Source organism: Lysobacter sp. GQ73 (genome assembly GCF_059758755.1).
The window spans coordinates 569,122-587,672 of record NZ_JCAXEE010000003.1; the positions used below are offsets into that span (position 1 = coordinate 569,122).

The window sequence follows — 18,551 nt, forward strand, 5'->3', positions numbered from 1 at the left end:
GCCGATGCCCGCGCGTTTCCGCTACACCCGCATGGCCTGGGGCAAGCTGGCGGTGCTGTTGCTGTTCACCTTGGTCCTGCTGGCGCCGTTCACCGGCTGGTTGATGTCCCTGCCGTTGTGGGCGATGGACGTGGCCGGGCATTGGGTGTCCTCGCCGCTGCACAGCCGCGACGAGCGTTGGTTCAACCTGGCCCTGCTGATGGCCGCGGTGCCCAGCCTGATCGCGTTGTTGATGCGATCGATCGAGCGCAACGACCGCGAGCTGCGCGTCGGCGTGGTGGTGGGGGCGTTCGCCGTGCTCGCGATCCTGTTCGCGCCGGCGCGCAACGCCCAGCGCTTTTCCACCGACGCGATCGTCGGCGCATCGGAATTCGCGGGCGCGAACGAGCGCAAGCCCGCGGCGATGTCCGATGCGCTGACCTCGCCGGCGCGCGCGGCCGCGCCGCCGCCGCAGCGTTCGGCGCGCGAACGCGAGGCCGAGATCGATGCGTTGATCCGTGGCGCCGCGGCCAGCGCGGCGCACGGCGATACTTTCTATCGCCAGCAACTGGCGATGATCGCGGTGCAGGCGCTAGGTTCGAATGCGCAGCGCGATGCCGGCCGCTACGACGGCGCGATGCGGTTGTATCGCGAAACCTCGGCGGCCCTGCAGCCGGGCGCCGCGGCCGAGCGGATCGAACCGATCGAACGCGCGCTGTCCGCGGCGATGGCGGCCGACCCTGCGCGCGCGTTGCCGCCGCGCGAGCTCGGTACCTGGCGGCTCGGCGCTTTCATGCAAGGGCTCAGCCGGCATGGCGACGCGGCCGAGCGGCCGCTCGACATCGTCGACGCCGAGAGCCTGCGCCGCTGGCGCGAGGCGGCGCGGACGAATTTCCTTCAGGCCTTGCGGGTCAACCCGACTTTCGACGGCGCCTGGCGCGGCCTGGCCTGGACCTGGATCTACGACCAGCCGGACCTGGCGCTCGGGGCGTTGACGATCGAGGCCGAACACGCCGGCCGCGCCGGCGGTTCGCGTGCGGTGCGCCAACGCATCGACGCCGCCGGCGGGGCCGAGGCCTCGCCGCGCTTCCAGATCCTGCAGGCGCGCGCCCAGGAAGCGGCGATGGAACAGCATGGCCTGTCGATTCCGGCCGCGGTGCGGGTGATGGCGCGCCGGTCGTTGCCGCCGCTGCCGCCGGCGGTGGCGGCGATGCAGAAGATGGTCGGCGACGGCGCGGCGGTCGAGTCCGCGCCCGAGGACCTGTCGACGATTCCGCGCCTGTCCGATGCCCTGGATGCGGTCGCCTTTCGCGGTGGGAAGCCTGCGCCGAGCGCGACCGCGCTGTTGGCCGGCCCCTGGCGTCGCGGCGCTCTCGTCGTCGCCGGCCCGCTCGACCTCGGCCGCTGGCGCGCGCGCGTCGGGGCCGCCGGACAAAAATCCTTCGATGCCCGCATCGCCGGTTGGCCGCGCTATCGCATTGCGCGCGGCTTCGATCTGCCGCGCGGGCTGGACCGCGCCGCGCCGGCGATCCTGGTCCTGCCGGCGATGATCGAACAGCCGCGCGGCGACCTCGGCAACCTGGTGTTGCTCGATGCTTCCAGCGGCGCCTGTTCGGGCCGCTACTGCGGCTGGGTCCTGCGCGGCCCCTGAGGCTCGCGCCGCGCGAAGTACTCTAGCGGCGAGCTGTGAGGCGCCGGCGAGGCGATGCCGGGCGGACCCGCCTCGCCTCGTCGCGGATCAGGCGTTCGGCAGTTCGGCGATGGTCACGCCGATGATCAAGGGCACTTCCGAGCTGGTGGTGCCGGTGAAGCTCAGGCTCGCCGGGTCGGCTTTCCAGCCGGCACGCGCGCTGCCGCCTTCGGCTTCGAGAGTAAAAGGACCGATGCGCAGGCCGGTGGCGAACTTGAAGACATTGGCGAAGCGGCGGAAGGTCGAGGTGGTGGTGCGGATGCTGAAGCTCGGCTTGTAGCCGACCACCATGCCGCTCTTGACCAGGCCGAAGAAGCCTTTCTCGCCGAACACCGCCTGGCCGCGTTCGTCGCCGAACGGGCTGTAGCCGTGGACGAAGGGGCCGTCGATCATGCTGCGCGCGAATTCGCCGTCGTACCAGCCGCCCGGGCGGATACCCACATGGCCGACCGCCTGGAAATCCAGCGACAGCTCGAGCTGGTTGTCGAACTCGAATTCGTCGATGCGTTCCCAGCGGCCGTTGATGCGCACCTGCCAGAACAACTGGCGGATCTTGCCCTGGCGCCCGGCCCAACTGCGGCCGAAATCGTAGCGCGCTTCGCGGTTGCTGAAACCGACGGTGGCGCCGGCCGGGCCTTGCCCGGCCCGGACCCGCGCGACCCAGCCGGCGGCATCGTGTTCGACCTGCCAGTCGGGCACCTTGGCCATCTTGATCAGGTTGAGATCGGCCAGGCGGACATGGAAATCGTCGCTGCCACAGCGGCGCTGGGCGGCGCCGAGTTCGGCGGCGTCGCACTGCGCGACCAGCGCCGAGTAATGCGCCTGCGCCTGGTTCATCGCCGCCTCGGCGGCGATGATGCGGGCCTGATAACGGCGGCCGCCGCTGCGGCCCAGCCATTCGGTGAAGCACGGCTCGTTGCCGGCGACCTGGTTGGCGTAGGCCGAGGCGGCCGAGGTCGTGGCCAGGGTGTAGTGGTTGGTAGCCACGACCAGTTCGTCGTCGGCGTCGTGCAGGTGCTGGCGCAGGCTCGGGTATTCGGTCGCGGCCGGGATCACGTTGAGGAACTGCTGATACGCCTGATGTACCGGATCGCCGCTCGATACGTAGGCGCCGATCGCGCTCCATTGCGGCGCGGTCGCGCAGAAATCGTGCTGGGCGGCGCTGATGAAACCGGCCTGGGTCAGCGGCCAATCCCAGCGCGTCGACGGATACACCAGTTGGAAATCGTCGGGCGAGACCTCGATCGAATCGGTCAGCGCCCGGTACAGCAGCCCCCAGGGCTTGTCGTCGAAGTCGTTATTGGCGGCCAGGCCGGCATCGAGGCGGGCGAGTTCGAGCAAGCGCCGATCCTGGGCGCCGTGACGGAACTGCGAGAGAGGGCCGATGTCGTCCTGCGAGTCGAGCGTGTCGCCGCCGTCGCCGCAGAACGTGTAGGGATGGTCGGACTCGGACATGGCCGGGCTCCTGCGAATCCGCCGGGGCGGTTCGTGCCGGGCTCCGTGCGCCGGCCGGCGCATCGGCCCCGGCGGCGGCACGCGGCGGTCCGGGTCGGCGCAGACTCCTCGCTGCGCCCGCGGCCCGCCTTACGGCAACCTTACGGTCGGTTTTTTATTTTCCTATCAATGACTTGGCATGAGTCTGCGGGCCCTCCGAACGGCCGCCGGCAGGTGCCGTGCGGCCGCATCCGCGGCGGTTCGGATCGGCAATGGCCGCTTTGCGGCGGGCCCGACGTGGGCCGCGAGGGCCGCCGATCGGGGCGCCCGCGCCCGCTGATTGCGCTGCGCCATCGGCGATAGCGGCGCTCGGCGGCAGGTTCGTATCGACCGCGAGGCGGGGACGTGGACGGCCTCGGCGAGTCGGCAACCGCGCAGCGGCGCTTGGGTGTCCGGGCCTCGGCAACTGCCTGGAGGCATCAGGCGCAAAGCCTCGCTGGGCGCCGGCGGCGGCGCGAGGTCTGCCGCGTTCGGCGGAAGGGAGCGGCCGCGACCGGCCGCGCCCTGCGGCGGATCGGATCAGCGCTTGCGCTTGCCGCCCTGCGGGGTGATTTCCGGGTCGTTGCCGACCTGCGGGTCGCAGGCGACCAGGTTGCCGCGCTTGTGGTCGCGCACCAGCACCGAGAAGAAGATCAGGGTCTGCACGTCGTTGCGGTTCATCATGCTGGCGCTGCGCCCGTCGGCGGCGATCTTGACGTCGTAGATCTGGTCCTTGGCGTCGGAGTTCAGCACGCCCTCGATCTTCAGGTGCTTGGACACTTCCTTCTCGAGGCGATAGGTGATCTTGACCGGGCTCTGGTCCTTGCCGACCGTGACCACGTCCGGCGAGAAACTGTAGAAGTACCGGCCTTGCCCGGCATTGCCGCCGAACACGACGTGGGCGACGGTCAGCTCGATGTCGAGGGTGGCCGTCTTGGTCTTGCTCTTGGTTTTCTGAGTCATTGCAGGAGTTCCTGAGGAGTGGGTGCAGCGTAGAAGGCGATGAAGTCAGGGTGGCGATAGCCGCGCTCGCGCAGCCATTCGATCTGGTGCGCAACCTCGGCCCGGGCGCCGAGATGAACCTGGGCGCGCACCCAACTGTCGAGCAGGACCCGGTCGCGCGACCGCGGGGCGCTGGCGGCGAGCAGTCCGTGCGCGCGGCGCCAGTCGGCGACGGCGCGCTCGCGTTGGCCGGCGGCGGCCAGACGTTCGCCGCGCGAGACCAGGGCGCGCGCCAGGGTCGACAGACTGGCGCCGTCGCTGCCGTCCGAATGCAGGGCTTCCAGGTCGGCCACCGCCCGGTCGATCTGCGCCGGCCACGGCGCCGTCGCGACCGCGCTGTCGACCTGGGCCAGGCGCAGGCGCACCACCGCGTCGAGCCGTCGCCATTCCGGCAAGGACTGCGCTTGCGCGAGCAGGGGCGCCAGGGTCGCCTGCGCCTCGCGCAATTGCCGGGCCGCCTGCGGGCGTGCGTCGCGCAGGGCGGCGATCCAACCGGCATGGGCGTAGGCGTGGGCGAGGTCGCGCCGCCAGGTGCGATTGTCTGGCTGCTGCTCGACCAGGCTGCGCAACAGGGACAGGGTTTCCTCGGCGTCGCGCGCGGCCTCGTCGAGCCGGCCGCGGTCCAGCGCCAGGATCGAGCTGCGCAGCAGCGCGGTCGCGAGTTTGCGCCGCCATGCGTTGGCATCGGGCTCGTCGGCGACCAGTTCGCGCAGCATCCCGGTCTGCAGGGCATAGCCGGAAGCGGCGGCGTCGAACTGGCCGCGCGATTCCTGCGCGGTGCTGAGCCAGGACAGGCTATCGACCAGTTCGTAGCGCAGCGACTTGTCGCCGGGCTTGCGCGCGAGCAAGGCGCGCTTGATCGCGACCGAACGCGCGAACAGGTCGGCGGCATCGTCGGTGCGCTGGCGGCTGTTGGCCAAGGTGCCGAGGTTGTTCAGCGCATACGACAGTTCGAGCTGCCAGCGCGGATCGGCGGGCGCGCGTGCGACCAGTTGCTCGGCCGCGCGCAAATAGTCGAGCCAGTGCGCATGCGCGGAGTCCATGCGTTTCTGGCGGAAATCGTAATAGCCCTGCCAATAGGCGACCGTGCCCGATTCGGCCAGGGCCTCCAGCGAGTCGGGCGTCTCCCGGCGCGCCCGCGCGACCGCCTCGGCGGCGCGTTCGAAGGCGGCGTTGGCCTCGTCGAACCGGGCCAGGTTCATCAGTACCTCGCCGACGGTGCGCAGGGCGCGCGCGTGGTTGACCAGTTCGCGCGGCTGCATGTCGGCTTCGGGCATGCGTTCGAGATAGGCCAGGGCCTGGCTGCCGACGCTGTCGAGCAGTTGCAGGTTGCCGATCGGGCGCAGTTGTTCGGCGAGGTCGCCGAGCATGAAGCCGACCAGTTGCTGGGCCTGGTCGCGGCGTTGTTCGGCCTCGCGCCGCGCCTGCCAGGCCTGCAGGCCCAGGCCGATCGAGACCAGGGTCAGCGCGGCCAGGGCGCCGATCGCGCCGGCCCGCAGCCATTGCTTGCGGCGTTGCTGGCGTTCGCTGGCGCGCAGGAATTCGAGGTCGGCCGCGCTGAGGTCGGCCGGCAGGCGGCGCGCGGCTTCGCGCGCTTCGGCCAGCGGCCGGCCGGGATTGAGCAGATGGTCGGAGCGGCGGCCTTCGCCGGCCCAGCGCCGTGCCGCGCGCTGCAGGCGTTCGCGCGCCTGCAGCAACTGGCGGTTGTCGCCGGCCCACTCGCGCGCGCGCGGCCATTGCCTCAGCAGCGCTTCGTGGGCGACGCCGAAGCCCGGCTCGCCGCCGCTGAGTTCGCCGACGAACAGCCGCGCGCGCACGAAGGCCTCGGCCAGCTCGCGCGCCGCGGCATCGTCGAGCGCGGACCACAGCACCCGCCGCGCGGTGATCGCGTCGCTGTCGGGGCGGATCACGATCAGGGCCGCGAGCACCCGCTCCAGGCTGGCCTGCGCGCTCGCCGGCAAGGCCGCGAACACCTGCTCGGCGCGATGCGCGAGCGCGCCTTCCAGGCCGCCGAGCTCGCGGTAAGTGCGCAGGCTCAACACGCCGCCTTCGTCCTGGCGCTCGTACAGGGCCTGCAGGGTGTGCTGCAGCAGCGGCAGCGAGTCCGGGTGCTCGGCGGCGGCGTCGCGCAGCACGTCGTCGAGCCGGATCGAGCTTTCCGGGTCTTCCTCGAAGCTCAGCCCGGCCAGGGCGGCTGGCGCGCGGATGATCTGGCCGATCTCGCCCAAGCGCGGAGTCAGCAGATCGATATGGCCGTCGCCGGCCTTGAGCTCGGCCAGGCCGGGCACCGCCTCGATCAGGCGCGGATAGAAATCGCTGCGGGTGATCGCGATCGCGGCGACGTGCCGGCAGCCGCACAGCGCCGCCATCGCCGCGCCGAAATCGCTGCGGTCGCGGGCGTCGATCGCCGGTTCGGCGACCACCGCTTCGCTGTGGTCGACGACCAGCAGCAGATGGGCGCGTTCGGCGCGGTGGCCGGTCATGCGCAGGAAGGCGTCTTCGATGCGGAACTGGACCTGCTCGGGCGCGTCGCGCAACTGCTGCTCCAGCGCTTCGGCCTCGGTCTCCAGGAACACCGGCCGCCCCAGCAGCGACCAGCCGCACAAGGCCTGCGCGAGCCGCGCGAGCAGGTCGCCGCCGCGGCAGGCGCCGAGGTCGAAGTAGACGCTGCTCAGCGCATGCAGGCCGTCGAAGCCGCCGTCCTGCTCCAACAGCGGCATCACCGCCGCGCGCAGCAGCGAAGTCTTGCCGCAGCCGCTGGCGCCGGAGACCAGGACGAAGCGGCGCTGGCTGTCGACTTGCTCGCGCAGAGTCGCCAACAACTCGGCGGTGGCGCGGCCGCGCCCGAAGAACACCCCGGCATGAGCCTGGTCGAACGAGCGCAGGCCCACGTAGGGACTGCCCTCGGTCCATGCCGCCGCGCGCGGCAGCCCGCTGCGGTAGTCGTCGGGGAAGGTGACCCGCGCGGCCAGGCGGTAGCCGCGCTTGCGGATGGTTTCGATGTAGTCGGGCTCGCGGCTGCGATCGCCGAGCCGGCGCCGCAGTTGGGCGATGGTCTTGTGAACCGGATTGTCGCCGTAGAACGTGCCGCGCCAGATCTCGATCAGCAGTTGCTCGGCGCTGATCACTTCGCCGGCGCGTTCGGCCAGCGCGACCAGCACTTCCATCATCCGCGGCTCGAGCGCGGTGGTGACGCCGTCGCGCACGATCGAAAGACGGTCGGGCTGTACCAGCAGTGCGCCGATGCGGAACTGCGATACCGATGCCAGGTTCTTGATCCGGTCGATGCGTTGATGCATCGCAGGGCACGCTCGCGAGAAGAGTCGGTCGATGTCCGGGGCCAAAAACGCACGAAGGCTTCATGCGCGCCCCGTCATCCATAACGACCGGTGCAGCGAGTCGGCGTAACAGGTGAAAGGCCGCCAGCGTCGTCGCGCCCCATCGCGACGTCGGGCAGGGAGGTGAATCCATGGGCAAGCTAACAAAATGTCGCGCGTTCGTGTGTGCTGGATCACGAATTTCAGTGACACGGTCGCGAATGGTCGCGGTCGGGCCTTGAGGTGGCCGGGCGCGGGGTGGTTTTGCGTAGGTCGAGCGCCGCGCCGGTGTCGGTGTTGGCCGGCCGTCGCGGCCGTTGCCTCGTCGGACTGGCCTGACCTGACCTGACCTGGCCTGGCCTGGCGTGGCCTGGCTGGCGTTGTCCGGCTCGGCATGGCCCGGCCAGGAGTGATGTGGAGCGAGGAATAAAAAAAGCCGGCCGGGGGCCACCCCCCGCGGCCGGCAGACGCTTGCGGCCGAGGGGGATCAGCCGCAGCAATAGCAGACCAGCGGACGGCCCGGGCCGCCGGGGCCGAGTTCGCCGCCGAATTCCGGGCATTCGCTGCGACACGCGAACGAGTCGCACGATTCCGATTGGGCCGGTGCCGCGCCGTTGCCGGCGATCACCTGGAAGGCGCCGAAGCCCATCGCCGCGGAGAACAGCAGGGCGGCGAGGACGACACGGGCACCACGATTGCGCTTGTTCATTACTGAGCTCCTGTCGATGTTCGCCGCGCCCTCTCCCAAGACCGCGGCGGATACGCCGGAGCCCGGCTCGACGCCGGTCCGGCCGGGAAACGCGGCCGGGGGCCGCGTCGTCGGCGGATGCCTGGGCATCCGCCGCAGCGTCGAGTCCGTCGACGCCGCATGTCTCATCGCGGCATCACCGGGGCGGCGAGCGCGGTCTGCACGGCGCTGCGCGGCGGCGCCGGCCGCACCGCGCGCATCAGTTCCTGCAAGGTTTGTTTGCTGTTGATGGCGCCGACGTGGTGGTAGCGCACCCGGCCATCGCGGCCGATCACCAGCAGCGACGGCACCTTGCGCGCGCGGAACAGCGCCGAGGTGCGGCGGTCGTCGTGGGCGATCAGGGGAAACTCCAGGCGGTGTTCGTCGGCGTAGCGGCGGGTCTGCTCGGGCGTGGCGAAGGCCACGCCGATCAGTTCGGCGCCGCCGCCGGAGGCGGCCTGCAACTGCGACGCGGCGAGTTTCAGCTGCGGCAACGAGGCGCGGCAATGCGGGCAGGTGGTGGTGAAGAAAAACACCACCTGGCTGTCGCCGGGCGGCTGGCCGAGCTCGCGCTGACGCCCGTCCAGCGATCGCAGCGCGACGCGCGGCACGTACATGCCGACATAGGGCTGGGTGACGCGATCGACCAGCCATTGCTGGTCGCTGCGCAGGCGCCCGACCTGCCAGGCGAGCGCGACGACGAGCGCGGTGGCGACGAGCAGCGCGGCCCAGAGCAGGCGCTGACCGGACCGCGAGGCCGAGGTTTCGATGTCGGGTGGCGACGACATGTCACGACCCTAACAGCGAGTGTCAATGCCGAACTTGACGAGGCTCACAATGGCGATGCGCGCGACGCGCAGGCGCGGTGGCGAGTTATCCAGGGTAGGAGCGGCGCGAGCCGCGACCTGCTTCAGTCGCGACGAGCCTCCGGTAGGCCGATTCAGGCTCCCACTGCTTCCCGAGCTGCGGACTTTCGCTGTCAGCTCGCGCACTCCTGCGCGCGCAGCGGCGCCAGCGGGCGCTGGCGCAACAACTGCGCCACGGCGACGCCGAGCAGGGTCAGCACGCCGCCGATCCAGTGATAGGCCTGCAGCGGTTCGCCGAGGAAGACCACCGCGAACAGCCCGGTGAACACCGGGGTCAGGTTCATCAGCACCGAGGTCTTGTCGGCGCCCAGGCGCAGCAGGCCGTGCATCCAGAACCAAGGCGCCACGGTCGAGGCGAGCAGCCCGGCGTACAGCACCAGCGGCAGGTTCTGCGCGGTCAACGCCACCGACGGCGCGAGCAGGAAGCCCGGCAGCAACAGCACGCTGCCGCACAGCACCTGCAGGTACAGCGACTCGCCATTCGGAATCGGCAGCGCCCAGCGCTTCACCAGCACGCCGTACAGTGCGTACGAAGACGCCGCCAGCAGCATCATCAGTTCGCCGCGGCCGAGGCCTTGCTGCAGCAGCCGCGCCGGATGGCCGCCGCTGAGCAGCCAGCTCAGGCCGGCGAAGGAAATCGCCGCGCCGATCAACATCCCCGGCGACGGCCGGGTCTTCAGCACCAACATGCCGATCACCATCGTCATCGGCGGAATCGCCGCAACGATCAGGCCCATCGACATCGCGCTGACGCTGTGCGCGGCGAAATAAGCCAGCGACTGGTACATGACCATGCCGAGCGCGGCCAGCACCACCAGCTTGCGCCAGTAGGGGCGCACCTGCGCGCGCAGCTTCCATACCCGCGGCAGCATGAAGGGGGTGAGCACGAGCAGGGCGACCAGCCAGCGGTAGAACGAGATCGCCGCCGGTTCGATGGCGTCGGCGGACAGCTTGCTGACGATCGTGTTGCCGGCCCAGATCAACGTGGCCAGGATCGGCAGTAACAAATGCATTGCGGCGGTTCCGTACAACGTGGGGCGGGCCATTCTAGAATGTCGGGTAATCGACAGATGTCTATAACCAGACAGGGCGTAGCGAGGCCCGGACAAGATGCGCCGCCACCGCCGTTTTGATTACCCCTACCGCTCGCTGCCGGGGCCCTTGCTGCTGCGCTACGAGGCGCTGGCGGTCGATACCGAAAGCGCCCTGCATCAGCATCCCTGGGGCCAGTTGGCCTTCGTCGAGTCCGGCAGCATGGCGTTCCTGATCGAGGAACAGCCGTTCTTCGCGCCGCCCGGCTATGCGGTGTGGATCCCGCCGAAGATGGACCACACCTCGCACAACCGGCGCGAGGTGCAGTGCCGCCTGATCAACATCGCCGAGCGCTACACGCCGATGCTGCCGAAAGCGCCGGGCATCGTGCGCCTGCATCCGTTGTTCGTCGCCGGGGTGGAGGATTTGTTCGACCGCGGCATCGAAATACCGGACACCCCGGCCGACCGGCGCCTGGCGCGGGTGTTGATCGACAAGCTGTTGGCCACGCCGATGCTGTCGCGCTTCGTACCGCAGAGCGAAGACCGTCTGCTGGGCCCGATCCTCGATGCCCTGCAGCACCGTCCCGGCGACAACACCACCCTGGAGCAATGGGCGCAGCGCGTGCACACCACCGAGCGCACCCTGAGCCGGCGCTGCCGCGACGAACTGGGCATGTCGTTCAGCCAATGGCGCCAGCGCCTGCGTTTCCAGCAATCGATCCCGCTGCTCGAACAAGGCCGCAGCGTGCAGCAGGTGGCGGTGGCGATGGGCTATGCCAGCGCCTCGGCCTTCATCGCCATGTTCCAGCAGTTCAGCGGCACCACCCCGCAGAAATTCCGGCGCTGACGGCCCCCGCCGACAGGCTTCAAGGACAGGAGCGGCGCGAGCCGCGACCGCGATCCCGCCACGACGGCGCGGGCGCCGATTCCCGCTCGCGTCTTGCGACCAAGGCAGGCGCTGGCCTTATTCGGCAAAGGTTACGGCGCGGCTTTGGCGGCGCTCTGCGCTGTTACCTTCCTGCGCACACCCTCCAGCATCGCATCCAGCGCCTTGCGGTCGTGGACCTTGCCGCGCAACACGAAGGTATCGATGCGCCGGGTGGCGCCGATGTCGCGCAGCGGGTCGGCGTCGAGCAGGACGATGTCGGCGGCCTTGCCGGCGGCGAGCCGGCCGTGCAGGCCGTCCTGGCCGAGGAAACGGGCGCCGTTGATGGTCGCCGCCTGCAGCGCCTGCAACGGGGTCAGGCCGTGGTCGACGAAGCGCTGCAGTTCGTCGTGCAGGCCGATGCCGGGGTGGTTGAAGGAATTGAGGAAGCCCGCATCGGTGCCGGCGAGGATCGCGACCCCCGACGACTGCAGCAGGGGCAGGATCGCCGCACTGCGTTCGTAGCGTCGGTGGCGGCGCTCGATCGCCGCAGCGTCGTCCTTGGCCGCGCGTTCGACCCGCCAGGCGTAGGTCGCCTGCAGGCCTGGGCCGATGTAGCGCAGATAGGCGTCGCCGCGGTGGTCGTCGCGGTCGAGGTAGGTCGTGACGAAACTGCCGTTGAGGGTCGGCGTGACCGCGGTGCCGCGTTTCGCCAGGCGGCGATAAGCGGCGCGCGCGGTGTCCTCGTCGAAGCTGGCCTGGATCCGGTTCCAGCCCTCGCGGCTGTCGATCTCGCCCCGCGCGACCATCGCGCCGATCTCGGCTTCCTGCGGCGAGCCGGCCTTGTAGGCGTATTCGATGTGCTCGATCGAGCTGAGCCCGGCGGCGCTGACCGCATCGATGGTCAGGGTGAACGGCACGTGCGCCGAAGTGCGCAGGCCGCGCGCATGGGCCTGTTTCAGGGCGTCGAGGAACAACTCCGGCGACAAGGTGTTGTCGGTGATCTTGACGAAATCGACCTTCCAGCCCTGCAGCCGGTCGAGCGCCTGGGAAATCTCCGCGGCGCTGCCGACCTCGATGTCGCCGGGCCAGATCGACTCGTAGCCTTCGAGTTTCGGACCCGAGGTGAAGATGGTCGGGCCGTCGAGACGGCCGGCGGCGATCGCCTCGCGCCACTCGAACACGCTCGGGCTGAGGTCGCCGGCGGCGTCGCGCACCGCGGCGATGCCGTGGGCCACGTACAACGGCAGCAAGTTCTTGTTTTCTTCGATCAGCTTGTCGCCGCCGCCGAAATGGACGTGCATGTCCCACAGCGCCGGGATCGCATATTTGGCCCGGGCTTCGATGGTTTGTGCGGCTTCGTAGCTGCTGGCCTTGGCGTCGTCGACGATGGCGACGATGCGCTCGCCGCGCACCGCGATGGCCTGGTCGGCGCGGGTCTCGCCGTCGACCACGTCGATCACGTTGGCATGCCGGATCAGCAGGTCGATGCGTTCGGCGGCGGCGCCGGCGGTGGACGAGAGCGCGAGCAGCAAGGCGGCGGACAGGCGGATCGAGGGGGGCATGCGGAACTCCGGGAGCGCGGCCGCCGCGACGGCGACCAGGACGGTGACGGCGCAAGCGCGGGCCGCATCGGCATTGTGCCCGAGGCCGGCCCCGCTTCGGCTTCGCGATCTCCGACCGAGTGCCATTCCGCCAGACCCGGCCATGTTCATAATGACGGCGGTCCGCCGCCCGGCGCAGCTACGCAAGCCGGCGCAGCCACGAAAATCCGGGCCGCCCGCGGCCGCCGAAGCCCTGCGGAGGGGCCGCATGAGGAAAGTGAAAAGGTTGGCGACGCCGCCGTCGTTGCGCCGGCCGGAATTGCTGGACTGGGCCCGCGAAATCACCGCGTTCTACAGCCGCCCGGTCGAGGAACGCCAACGCCAGCGCGCACCGTTCGAACGTTACGAACCCCTGTTCCTCGGCCCGGACGTGTTCGCCGCGCTGCACGCGCAGTTCAACGGCAATTGCGCGTACTGCGAATCCGGTCTGCAACCACACGAAAGCCGCATCGATCCGTTCCGCCCGATCCTGGCCGCGGCCGATCCGCGCACGCGCGAGGAAAGCCCCGATCACTACGGTTGGCTGGCGTTCGAATGGCGCAACCTGATGTATGCCTGCAACGAATGCGTTTCGGCCAAGCGCAATCTGTTCCCGGTCGATACGCCGCGCGCCTTGCCGATGACCGCGTGGCGGCAAACGGTGGCAAGCGAGAACGCGTTGTTGATCGACCCCTGCCGCGACGACCCGGTGCGGCATCTGCTGTTCCGGCCCGACGGCCTGCTGGCCGCCAAAACCGACAAGGGCGAGGCGACCATCGCGGTATTGAATCTCAACCGCCCGCGTTTGGTGGATGCGCGGCGCTCGGCGATATTCGATTTGCTGCGATGGATCCATCAAGCGATCGATCCGGGAGCCGACCCGATCGAAAACCAATGGATCGAGGAACTCGACAACCTCCGGTACAGCGGCGCGATCCGGTCCGCACTCGACACCGTGGCCAAGGAAACCGCGCGCCGGGCCGGGCTCAAGCCCATCGTCGGCTTCCGCCCGTCGCGCGATATTCCGCGTCTGGCCGGGCACCATGAGGTCTGGGACCGGGTCGCCTACGAATACCTGTCGGGCGCGGACAAAACGCCGGTCTCCGAATCCCTGCGGAGCGCGGCGAGCGAGTATTACGCAGTCAGGCCCAGGCTGGACGCGTCCCGCGTCGAGCGCGTGCGCATCTTCAACTTCAAGGGCATCGACACCCTGGAGCTGGAGTTCGCCCATGCGCAGGCCTCCGACAGCAATGCCTCCGGGGTGATGCTGCTCGGCGAGAACGCCGCCGGCAAAAGCACCGTGCTGCAAGCGCTGGCCCTGGCCTTGATGGACCAGCGCCTGCGCAAGGGCTGCCGGGTGGAGGGCGCCGATTTCCTGCCGCGCCAGCGCGAGTCCTGGGAAGTGCTGACCGACCGGCCCTATGTGGAAGTGCTGCTGTCGTCGGGCGACACCCGCCGCATCGAGATCGATTCGCTCGGCCGCATCGAAGACCATACCGAGGCGGCGCCGTCGATGGTTCTGGCCTACGGGGCGAGGCGCTTCTTCCGCTCGCAGGACCGCATCCACAAGAACGCGGTCAACCGCAGCCTGTTCGATCCTTTCGCCAAGCTCGAAGACCCCTCGCCGTGGCTGGTCGAGGCGAGCCGGCAGCATTTCAACGCGGTGGCGCGGGCGATGCGCGAGGTGTTCTCGTTGCACGATGACGACGACATCTTCCGCGGCCCGGGCGGCCACGTCATGGTGCGCGCCCACGGGCGGGTGACCCCGGTCGAGCGCATGAGCGACGGCTATCGTTCCCTGTTCGCGATGGCCGTGGACATCATGCGGCGCATGGTCGAGGCCTGGGGCAATCTGGAATACGCACAGGGCATCGTCCTGATCGACGAGATCGACGTGCACCTGCACCCGCGCTGGAAGATCGAGGTGATGTCGGCGCTGCGGCGGGCGATGCCGAAGGTGCAGTTCATCGTCACCGCCCACGACGCACTGTGCCTGCGCGGCATGCGCGACGGCGAAGTGCATGTGCTGTACCGCGACCGGCACGACCGCATCCGCCCGCGCGAAGACCTGCCGAACATCGAGCTGTTGCGCAGCGACCAGTTGCTGACCTCGGACTTCTTCGGCCTGGCCAGCACGGCGCGGCCGCAGACCGAGGCGGCGCTGAACCGTTATGCCTACCTGCTTGGGTTGCCCGAACCGAAGCCGGAAGAGGCGCAGGAACGCGCGCGCCTCGCCAGCTCGTTGCAGGCGCTGCCGCGCGGCGACACGCCCGCCGGGCAACTGATCGGCGAGGCCACCGAGCGCTATATCGAATCCCGGCGCCGCGGCTCGGCGATCGAACGCAGCGCGATGCGCGAAGACGCGTTGGAGGAAATCGTGCGCCGGCTGGAACGGCACTTGGGCGTGGAGACGAGCCGATGAGATATGTCGACCGTCGCGGCGTCGCAGCCCCGCCGTCGCTGACGGCCGATGACGGCGCCGGGGCCAGGGAGCTCGAGCGGGCCCACGGCCACTATCGCGACCAGCGCGCGGGCAGCTTCGCCTTCGCCGCCTACAAGAGCGCCGATGTGGCCGAGGCGATGCGGACCCTGTTCGGCGGCAAGTGCGCGTACTGCGAGTCCTTCCACAGCGCCAGTTCGCCGACCGACGTCGAGCACTATCGGCCCAAGGCCGGCGTGGAGGGCGATGCCGCGCACCGCGGCTATTGGTGGCTGGCGGCCGACTGGTCCAACCTGCTGCCCAGCTGCGCCTTGTGCAATCGCCGCAACGGCTTGCGCATAGCGCAATCGGGCATGGGGCGTGCGGCCGTGGCGGGACAGGCGCTGGTGACGGTGGGCAAGGGCAATCTGTTTCCGATCCGGGGCCGGCGCGCGACCGGACCGCGCGAAAACTGCGAGGCCGAAGATCCGCTGCTGATCGATCCGACCCGGCGCGACCCGGCCGCTCATCTCGACTGGCCCGAAGACAAGCTGTCGCTGGTGGCGCCGCGCTTCGACGGTCGCGAGCACGATGTCTACGGCAAGGCCAGTATCGACATTCTGGGCTTGAATCGGCAGGACCTGGTCGAAGAACGCACTCGCTATCTCGCGCTGGCGCGGGCCTTGCTGGCCGGGGCCGAGTCCCTGCTGGCCGTCGCCAGCGGCCTGGCCGACGAGGCGCGGCAGGATTGCCTGCAGCGCTTCGACGAACAGCTGACGGTGCTGCAGAAGATGTGCGCGGCCGATCAGCCGTACTCGGCCATGCTCGGCGCGCATCTGAATCAGCGGCTGCACGGTTTGCTCGAGGAGTACCGCGCCTTGCTGGCGCAGCGGCGGGCACTCGACGCGCCTCGGCAGAGTCGAGACGAAGTCGCCGAGGACGCGATCGACGCCTGATCTCGGCGCTGGGGAGTCATAGCCGGGGTCTGCGTAGCCATTGCCAGAGTGGTCGTTGGTCCTCTGCCCCAGGCAGATGCGCTATGGGCGAGCAGGGCAGACAGGACGGCTGCCGCGCCCATCGGCGCCCAAAGAAAAACCGGCCGAAGCCGGTTTTTCTTTTCGCTTGCGGTCGCGTACGCCGCGAGGCCCGGGCTCAGCCCTGCGCGGGCTTGGCCGGCTTCGCCTCGGGCTTGGCCGCCGCCGGCTTGGCGCCTGCAGGAGCCGGCGCGCCCGCCGCCGAAGCCTGCCAGCCGCAGCTCTGGCCTTCGTTCTGCTGCTTCAGCCAGGTCTGCAGCGGAGCGAAATATTCCAGCACCGCCGAGGCGTCCATTTTCTCGTTGCCGGTCAGTTCCTTCATGGTCTGCTGCCACGGCTGGCTCGCGCCCTTGCTCAGCATCGCCTGGAACTTCGCGCCGGCGGCCTTGTTGCCGTAGAAGCTGCACTCGTACAGCGGGCCCTTGAAGCCCGCCGCGTCGCACAGCGACTTGTAGAACTGGAACTGCAGCACGTGCGAGAGGAAGTAACGCGTGTACGGGGTATTGCCCGGCACGTGGTACTTGGCGCCGGCATCGAAGAACTCTTCGCCGCGCGCCTCGACCGGGGCCACGCCCTGGTACTTCGCTTTCAGGTCCCACCAGGCCTTGTTGTACTCGCCCGGCTTGATCGAGCCGTCGAACACGCCCCAGCGCCAGCGGTCGATCATCAGGCCGAACGGCAGGAACGAGACCTTGGCCAGGGCCATGCGCATCTGCGCGTTGATCAGCGCCTCGTGGCTCTGCTGCTGGCTGCCGACCAGGCCGATCGACTGCAGATACTTCGGCGTCATCGCCAGCACGATGGTGTCGCCGATGGCTTCGTGGAAACCATCGTGCGCGCCGGTCTGGAACAGCGGCGGCTGGTTGTTGTAGGCCAGGTAGTAATAGACGTGGCCGAGCTCGTGGTAGATCGTGGTGAAGTCTTCTTCGTTCGGCTTGATGCACATCTTGGTGCGCACGTCGCCGGCCATGTTCATGTCCCAGGCGCTGGCGTGGCAGACCACGTCGCGGTCGCGCGGCTTGATGAACTGGGTCTTGGTCCAGTAGCTGTCGGGCAGCTTGGGCATGCCGAGCGAGACGTAGAAGTCCTGAGCGCGTTCGGTCATCTGCTTGGCGTTGGCCAGGTTGGCGTCGACCTCGATCTGAGCCTGCTCGGCGGCGGCGCGGTCGCCCGGGTTCTTCGCCGTCTGCAGGTCGAAGTTGTGCTGGTACTGCCGCGCGAGCGCACCGTTGATGTCGAGGCTGCCGGCCTGCTGCTCGCTGTACGGCGCCAGTACGTCCCACATGTTGCCCCAGTCCTGCTGCCACATATTGCCGAGCAGATGCGCCGGCAGCATGCCGCCGGTGGTCTCGCCCTTGTCGGCGCCGTACTTGGCTTCCAGGCGCGAGCGGGTATAGCAGTGCAGTTGTTCGTACAGCGGCTTGACCTGGCCCCACAGGCGATCGGTTTCCGCGGCGAGTTCGACCGGGCTCATGTCGTAGCCCGAGCGCCAAAGTTCGCCGGTGTCGGCATAGCCGAGGTTGCGCGCGCCTTCGTTGACCAGTTCGACGAAGCGCGTGTAGTCCTTGCGCATCGGCTTGGAGATCGTGTGCCAGCCCTTCCATGCGTCGAGCTGAGCGTCGTAGTCGCGGCTGTTGCGCAGCACATCTTCGAGATCGCCGAGCTGGCGGCAATCGGTGTCGCCGGTGCCGCTGCAGTAGGTGCCCGAGCCGTACATGCCTTCCATGCGCGTGGCGATCTGGGTCAGTTCGGCGAGCTTGGCCGGGTCCTTCGGCGCCGGCATCGAGGTGGCGATCTTCAGCAACTGGATCGCGCGCGCGCTCGCCGGCGACATCTGCTGGCCTTCGAACTTCTTCGACTGTTCGATCCAGCTGTTGAGCTGGGTCAGATAGCGCTCGTTGGCCTTGGCCGAGAGCAACTGGCTGTCGTCGTTGATGTAGGTCGAGGACAACCACTGTGCCGAGGTCATCTCCGGATACATTTTCTTGTATTCGTCGTTGACCCGGGCGATGAACTGGTCGGCGGTTTCGCCTTCCGGCGCGGCGGGCGCCGTGGTGCTGGAGGAGGGGGTGGGGTCCTTCTTGCACCCGGCCAGGCCGATCACGGCCGCAGCGATGCCAAGCGCCAACAAGGCGCGAACATGGTTCATGTGTGCTCTCTCCAGGAAGTGCCGCGCTGTGCCGCGCGAGCCAGAAGGCTAGAGGCCGGTTCGATCCGGCGCAAGCCGACCGTCGTCAGGGCGTCCGGGCGACGCGCCGGGAAGCTCCGGACACCGCTGGTCCGACCGAGGTTCTGCGCACATTCGGCACATCAGCTGAACTGAAAACGGTTACGCGCGGGGCGGTTCAGATCGATATTTGACCGATTCAGGCCGTTCAGCTCACGCACGGCAGCGAGACACGCCTTCAATTTCGTTATTTTATCGTTACGTGTAATCGTTTAAATTGTTAATTTTTCGGTATTCATTTTCACCTAGTGCAACACACAGAGACTTTGTGAGAATTTCGTTCAGATTTCGGGACGGCGCAACTCGGCCAGGTTCCTACCCATGTCACAAAAAGG

General features: G+C 69.0%; 12 protein-coding genes. 4 read left to right on the forward strand and 8 right to left on the reverse strand.

What is annotated here, in order from left to right; all coding sequences use genetic code 11:
- The first annotated feature begins 4 nt into the window (after positions 1-4).
- Complete coding sequence (locus AC6CH2_RS12410) at positions 5-1,630, forward strand: hypothetical protein (protein WP_498269481.1); 1,626 nt, start codon at positions 5-7, stop codon at positions 1,628-1,630.
- Between the two features lie 87 nt (positions 1,631-1,717).
- Here AC6CH2_RS12410 and AC6CH2_RS12415 read toward each other — a convergent pair whose 3' ends face one another.
- The 6 genes from AC6CH2_RS12415 to AC6CH2_RS12440 form a co-directional block, all read right to left on the reverse strand.
- Positions 1,718-3,124: a hypothetical protein gene (locus AC6CH2_RS12415; RefSeq protein WP_498269482.1), complete on the reverse strand. Its 1,407-nt coding sequence runs from the start codon at positions 3,122-3,124 to the stop codon at positions 1,718-1,720.
- A 558-nt stretch (positions 3,125-3,682) separates the two neighbouring features.
- Positions 3,683-4,105 (reverse strand): hypothetical protein, encoded by a 423-nt coding sequence (locus AC6CH2_RS12420; protein ID WP_498269483.1) that lies wholly within the window; start codon positions 4,103-4,105, stop codon positions 3,683-3,685.
- Entirely contained in the window at positions 4,102-7,443 is a 3,342-nt protein-coding gene (locus AC6CH2_RS12425) for an nSTAND1 domain-containing NTPase (protein ID WP_498269484.1), read from the reverse strand. The genes AC6CH2_RS12420 and AC6CH2_RS12425 overlap by 4 nt, the downstream gene beginning before the upstream one ends.
- Positions 7,444-7,948: 505 nt before the next feature.
- Positions 7,949-8,170: a hypothetical protein gene (locus AC6CH2_RS12430; protein WP_498269485.1), complete on the reverse strand. Its 222-nt coding sequence runs from the start codon at positions 8,168-8,170 to the stop codon at positions 7,949-7,951.
- A gap of 164 nt (positions 8,171-8,334) precedes the next feature.
- Positions 8,335-8,976, reverse strand: a complete 642-nt coding sequence (locus AC6CH2_RS12435) for a peroxiredoxin family protein (RefSeq protein WP_498269486.1) — start codon at positions 8,974-8,976, stop codon at positions 8,335-8,337.
- A gap of 191 nt (positions 8,977-9,167) precedes the next feature.
- Complete coding sequence (locus tag AC6CH2_RS12440; protein WP_498269487.1) at positions 9,168-10,067, reverse strand: DMT family transporter; 900 nt, start codon at positions 10,065-10,067, stop codon at positions 9,168-9,170.
- Between the two features lie 97 nt (positions 10,068-10,164).
- On the opposite strand from AC6CH2_RS12440, the gene AC6CH2_RS12445 reads away from it, so the two are divergent.
- Positions 10,165-10,935, forward strand: coding sequence for an AraC family transcriptional regulator (locus AC6CH2_RS12445; protein ID WP_498269488.1), 771 nt, complete (start codon positions 10,165-10,167; stop codon positions 10,933-10,935).
- Between the two features lie 131 nt (positions 10,936-11,066).
- Here the strand turns inward: AC6CH2_RS12445 and AC6CH2_RS12450 are convergent, their stop codons facing one another.
- Positions 11,067-12,518 (reverse strand): amidohydrolase family protein, encoded by a 1,452-nt coding sequence (locus AC6CH2_RS12450; RefSeq protein ID WP_498269489.1) that lies wholly within the window; start codon positions 12,516-12,518, stop codon positions 11,067-11,069.
- 247 nt (positions 12,519-12,765) lie between these two features.
- Here AC6CH2_RS12450 and AC6CH2_RS12455 point away from each other — a divergent pair, with 247 nt between their 5' ends.
- Together AC6CH2_RS12455 and AC6CH2_RS12460 are read left to right on the forward strand one after the other, a co-directional pair.
- Positions 12,766-14,958, forward strand: coding sequence for an AAA family ATPase (locus AC6CH2_RS12455; RefSeq protein ID WP_498269490.1), 2,193 nt, complete (start codon positions 12,766-12,768; stop codon positions 14,956-14,958).
- The gene (locus tag AC6CH2_RS12460) at positions 14,955-15,911 is read left to right on the forward strand and encodes an HNH endonuclease family protein (RefSeq protein WP_498269491.1); all 957 of its coding nucleotides are present in this window, start codon (positions 14,955-14,957) and stop codon (positions 15,909-15,911) included. Before AC6CH2_RS12455 ends, AC6CH2_RS12460 begins: the two co-directional genes overlap by 4 nt.
- 196 nt (positions 15,912-16,107) lie before the next feature.
- Here AC6CH2_RS12460 and AC6CH2_RS12465 read toward each other — a convergent pair whose 3' ends face one another.
- A complete protein-coding gene (locus AC6CH2_RS12465) occupies positions 16,108-18,138 on the reverse strand; it encodes a M2 family metallopeptidase (RefSeq protein ID WP_498269492.1) in 2,031 nt (676 codons plus the stop codon).
- Positions 18,139-18,551 lie beyond the last annotated feature (413 nt).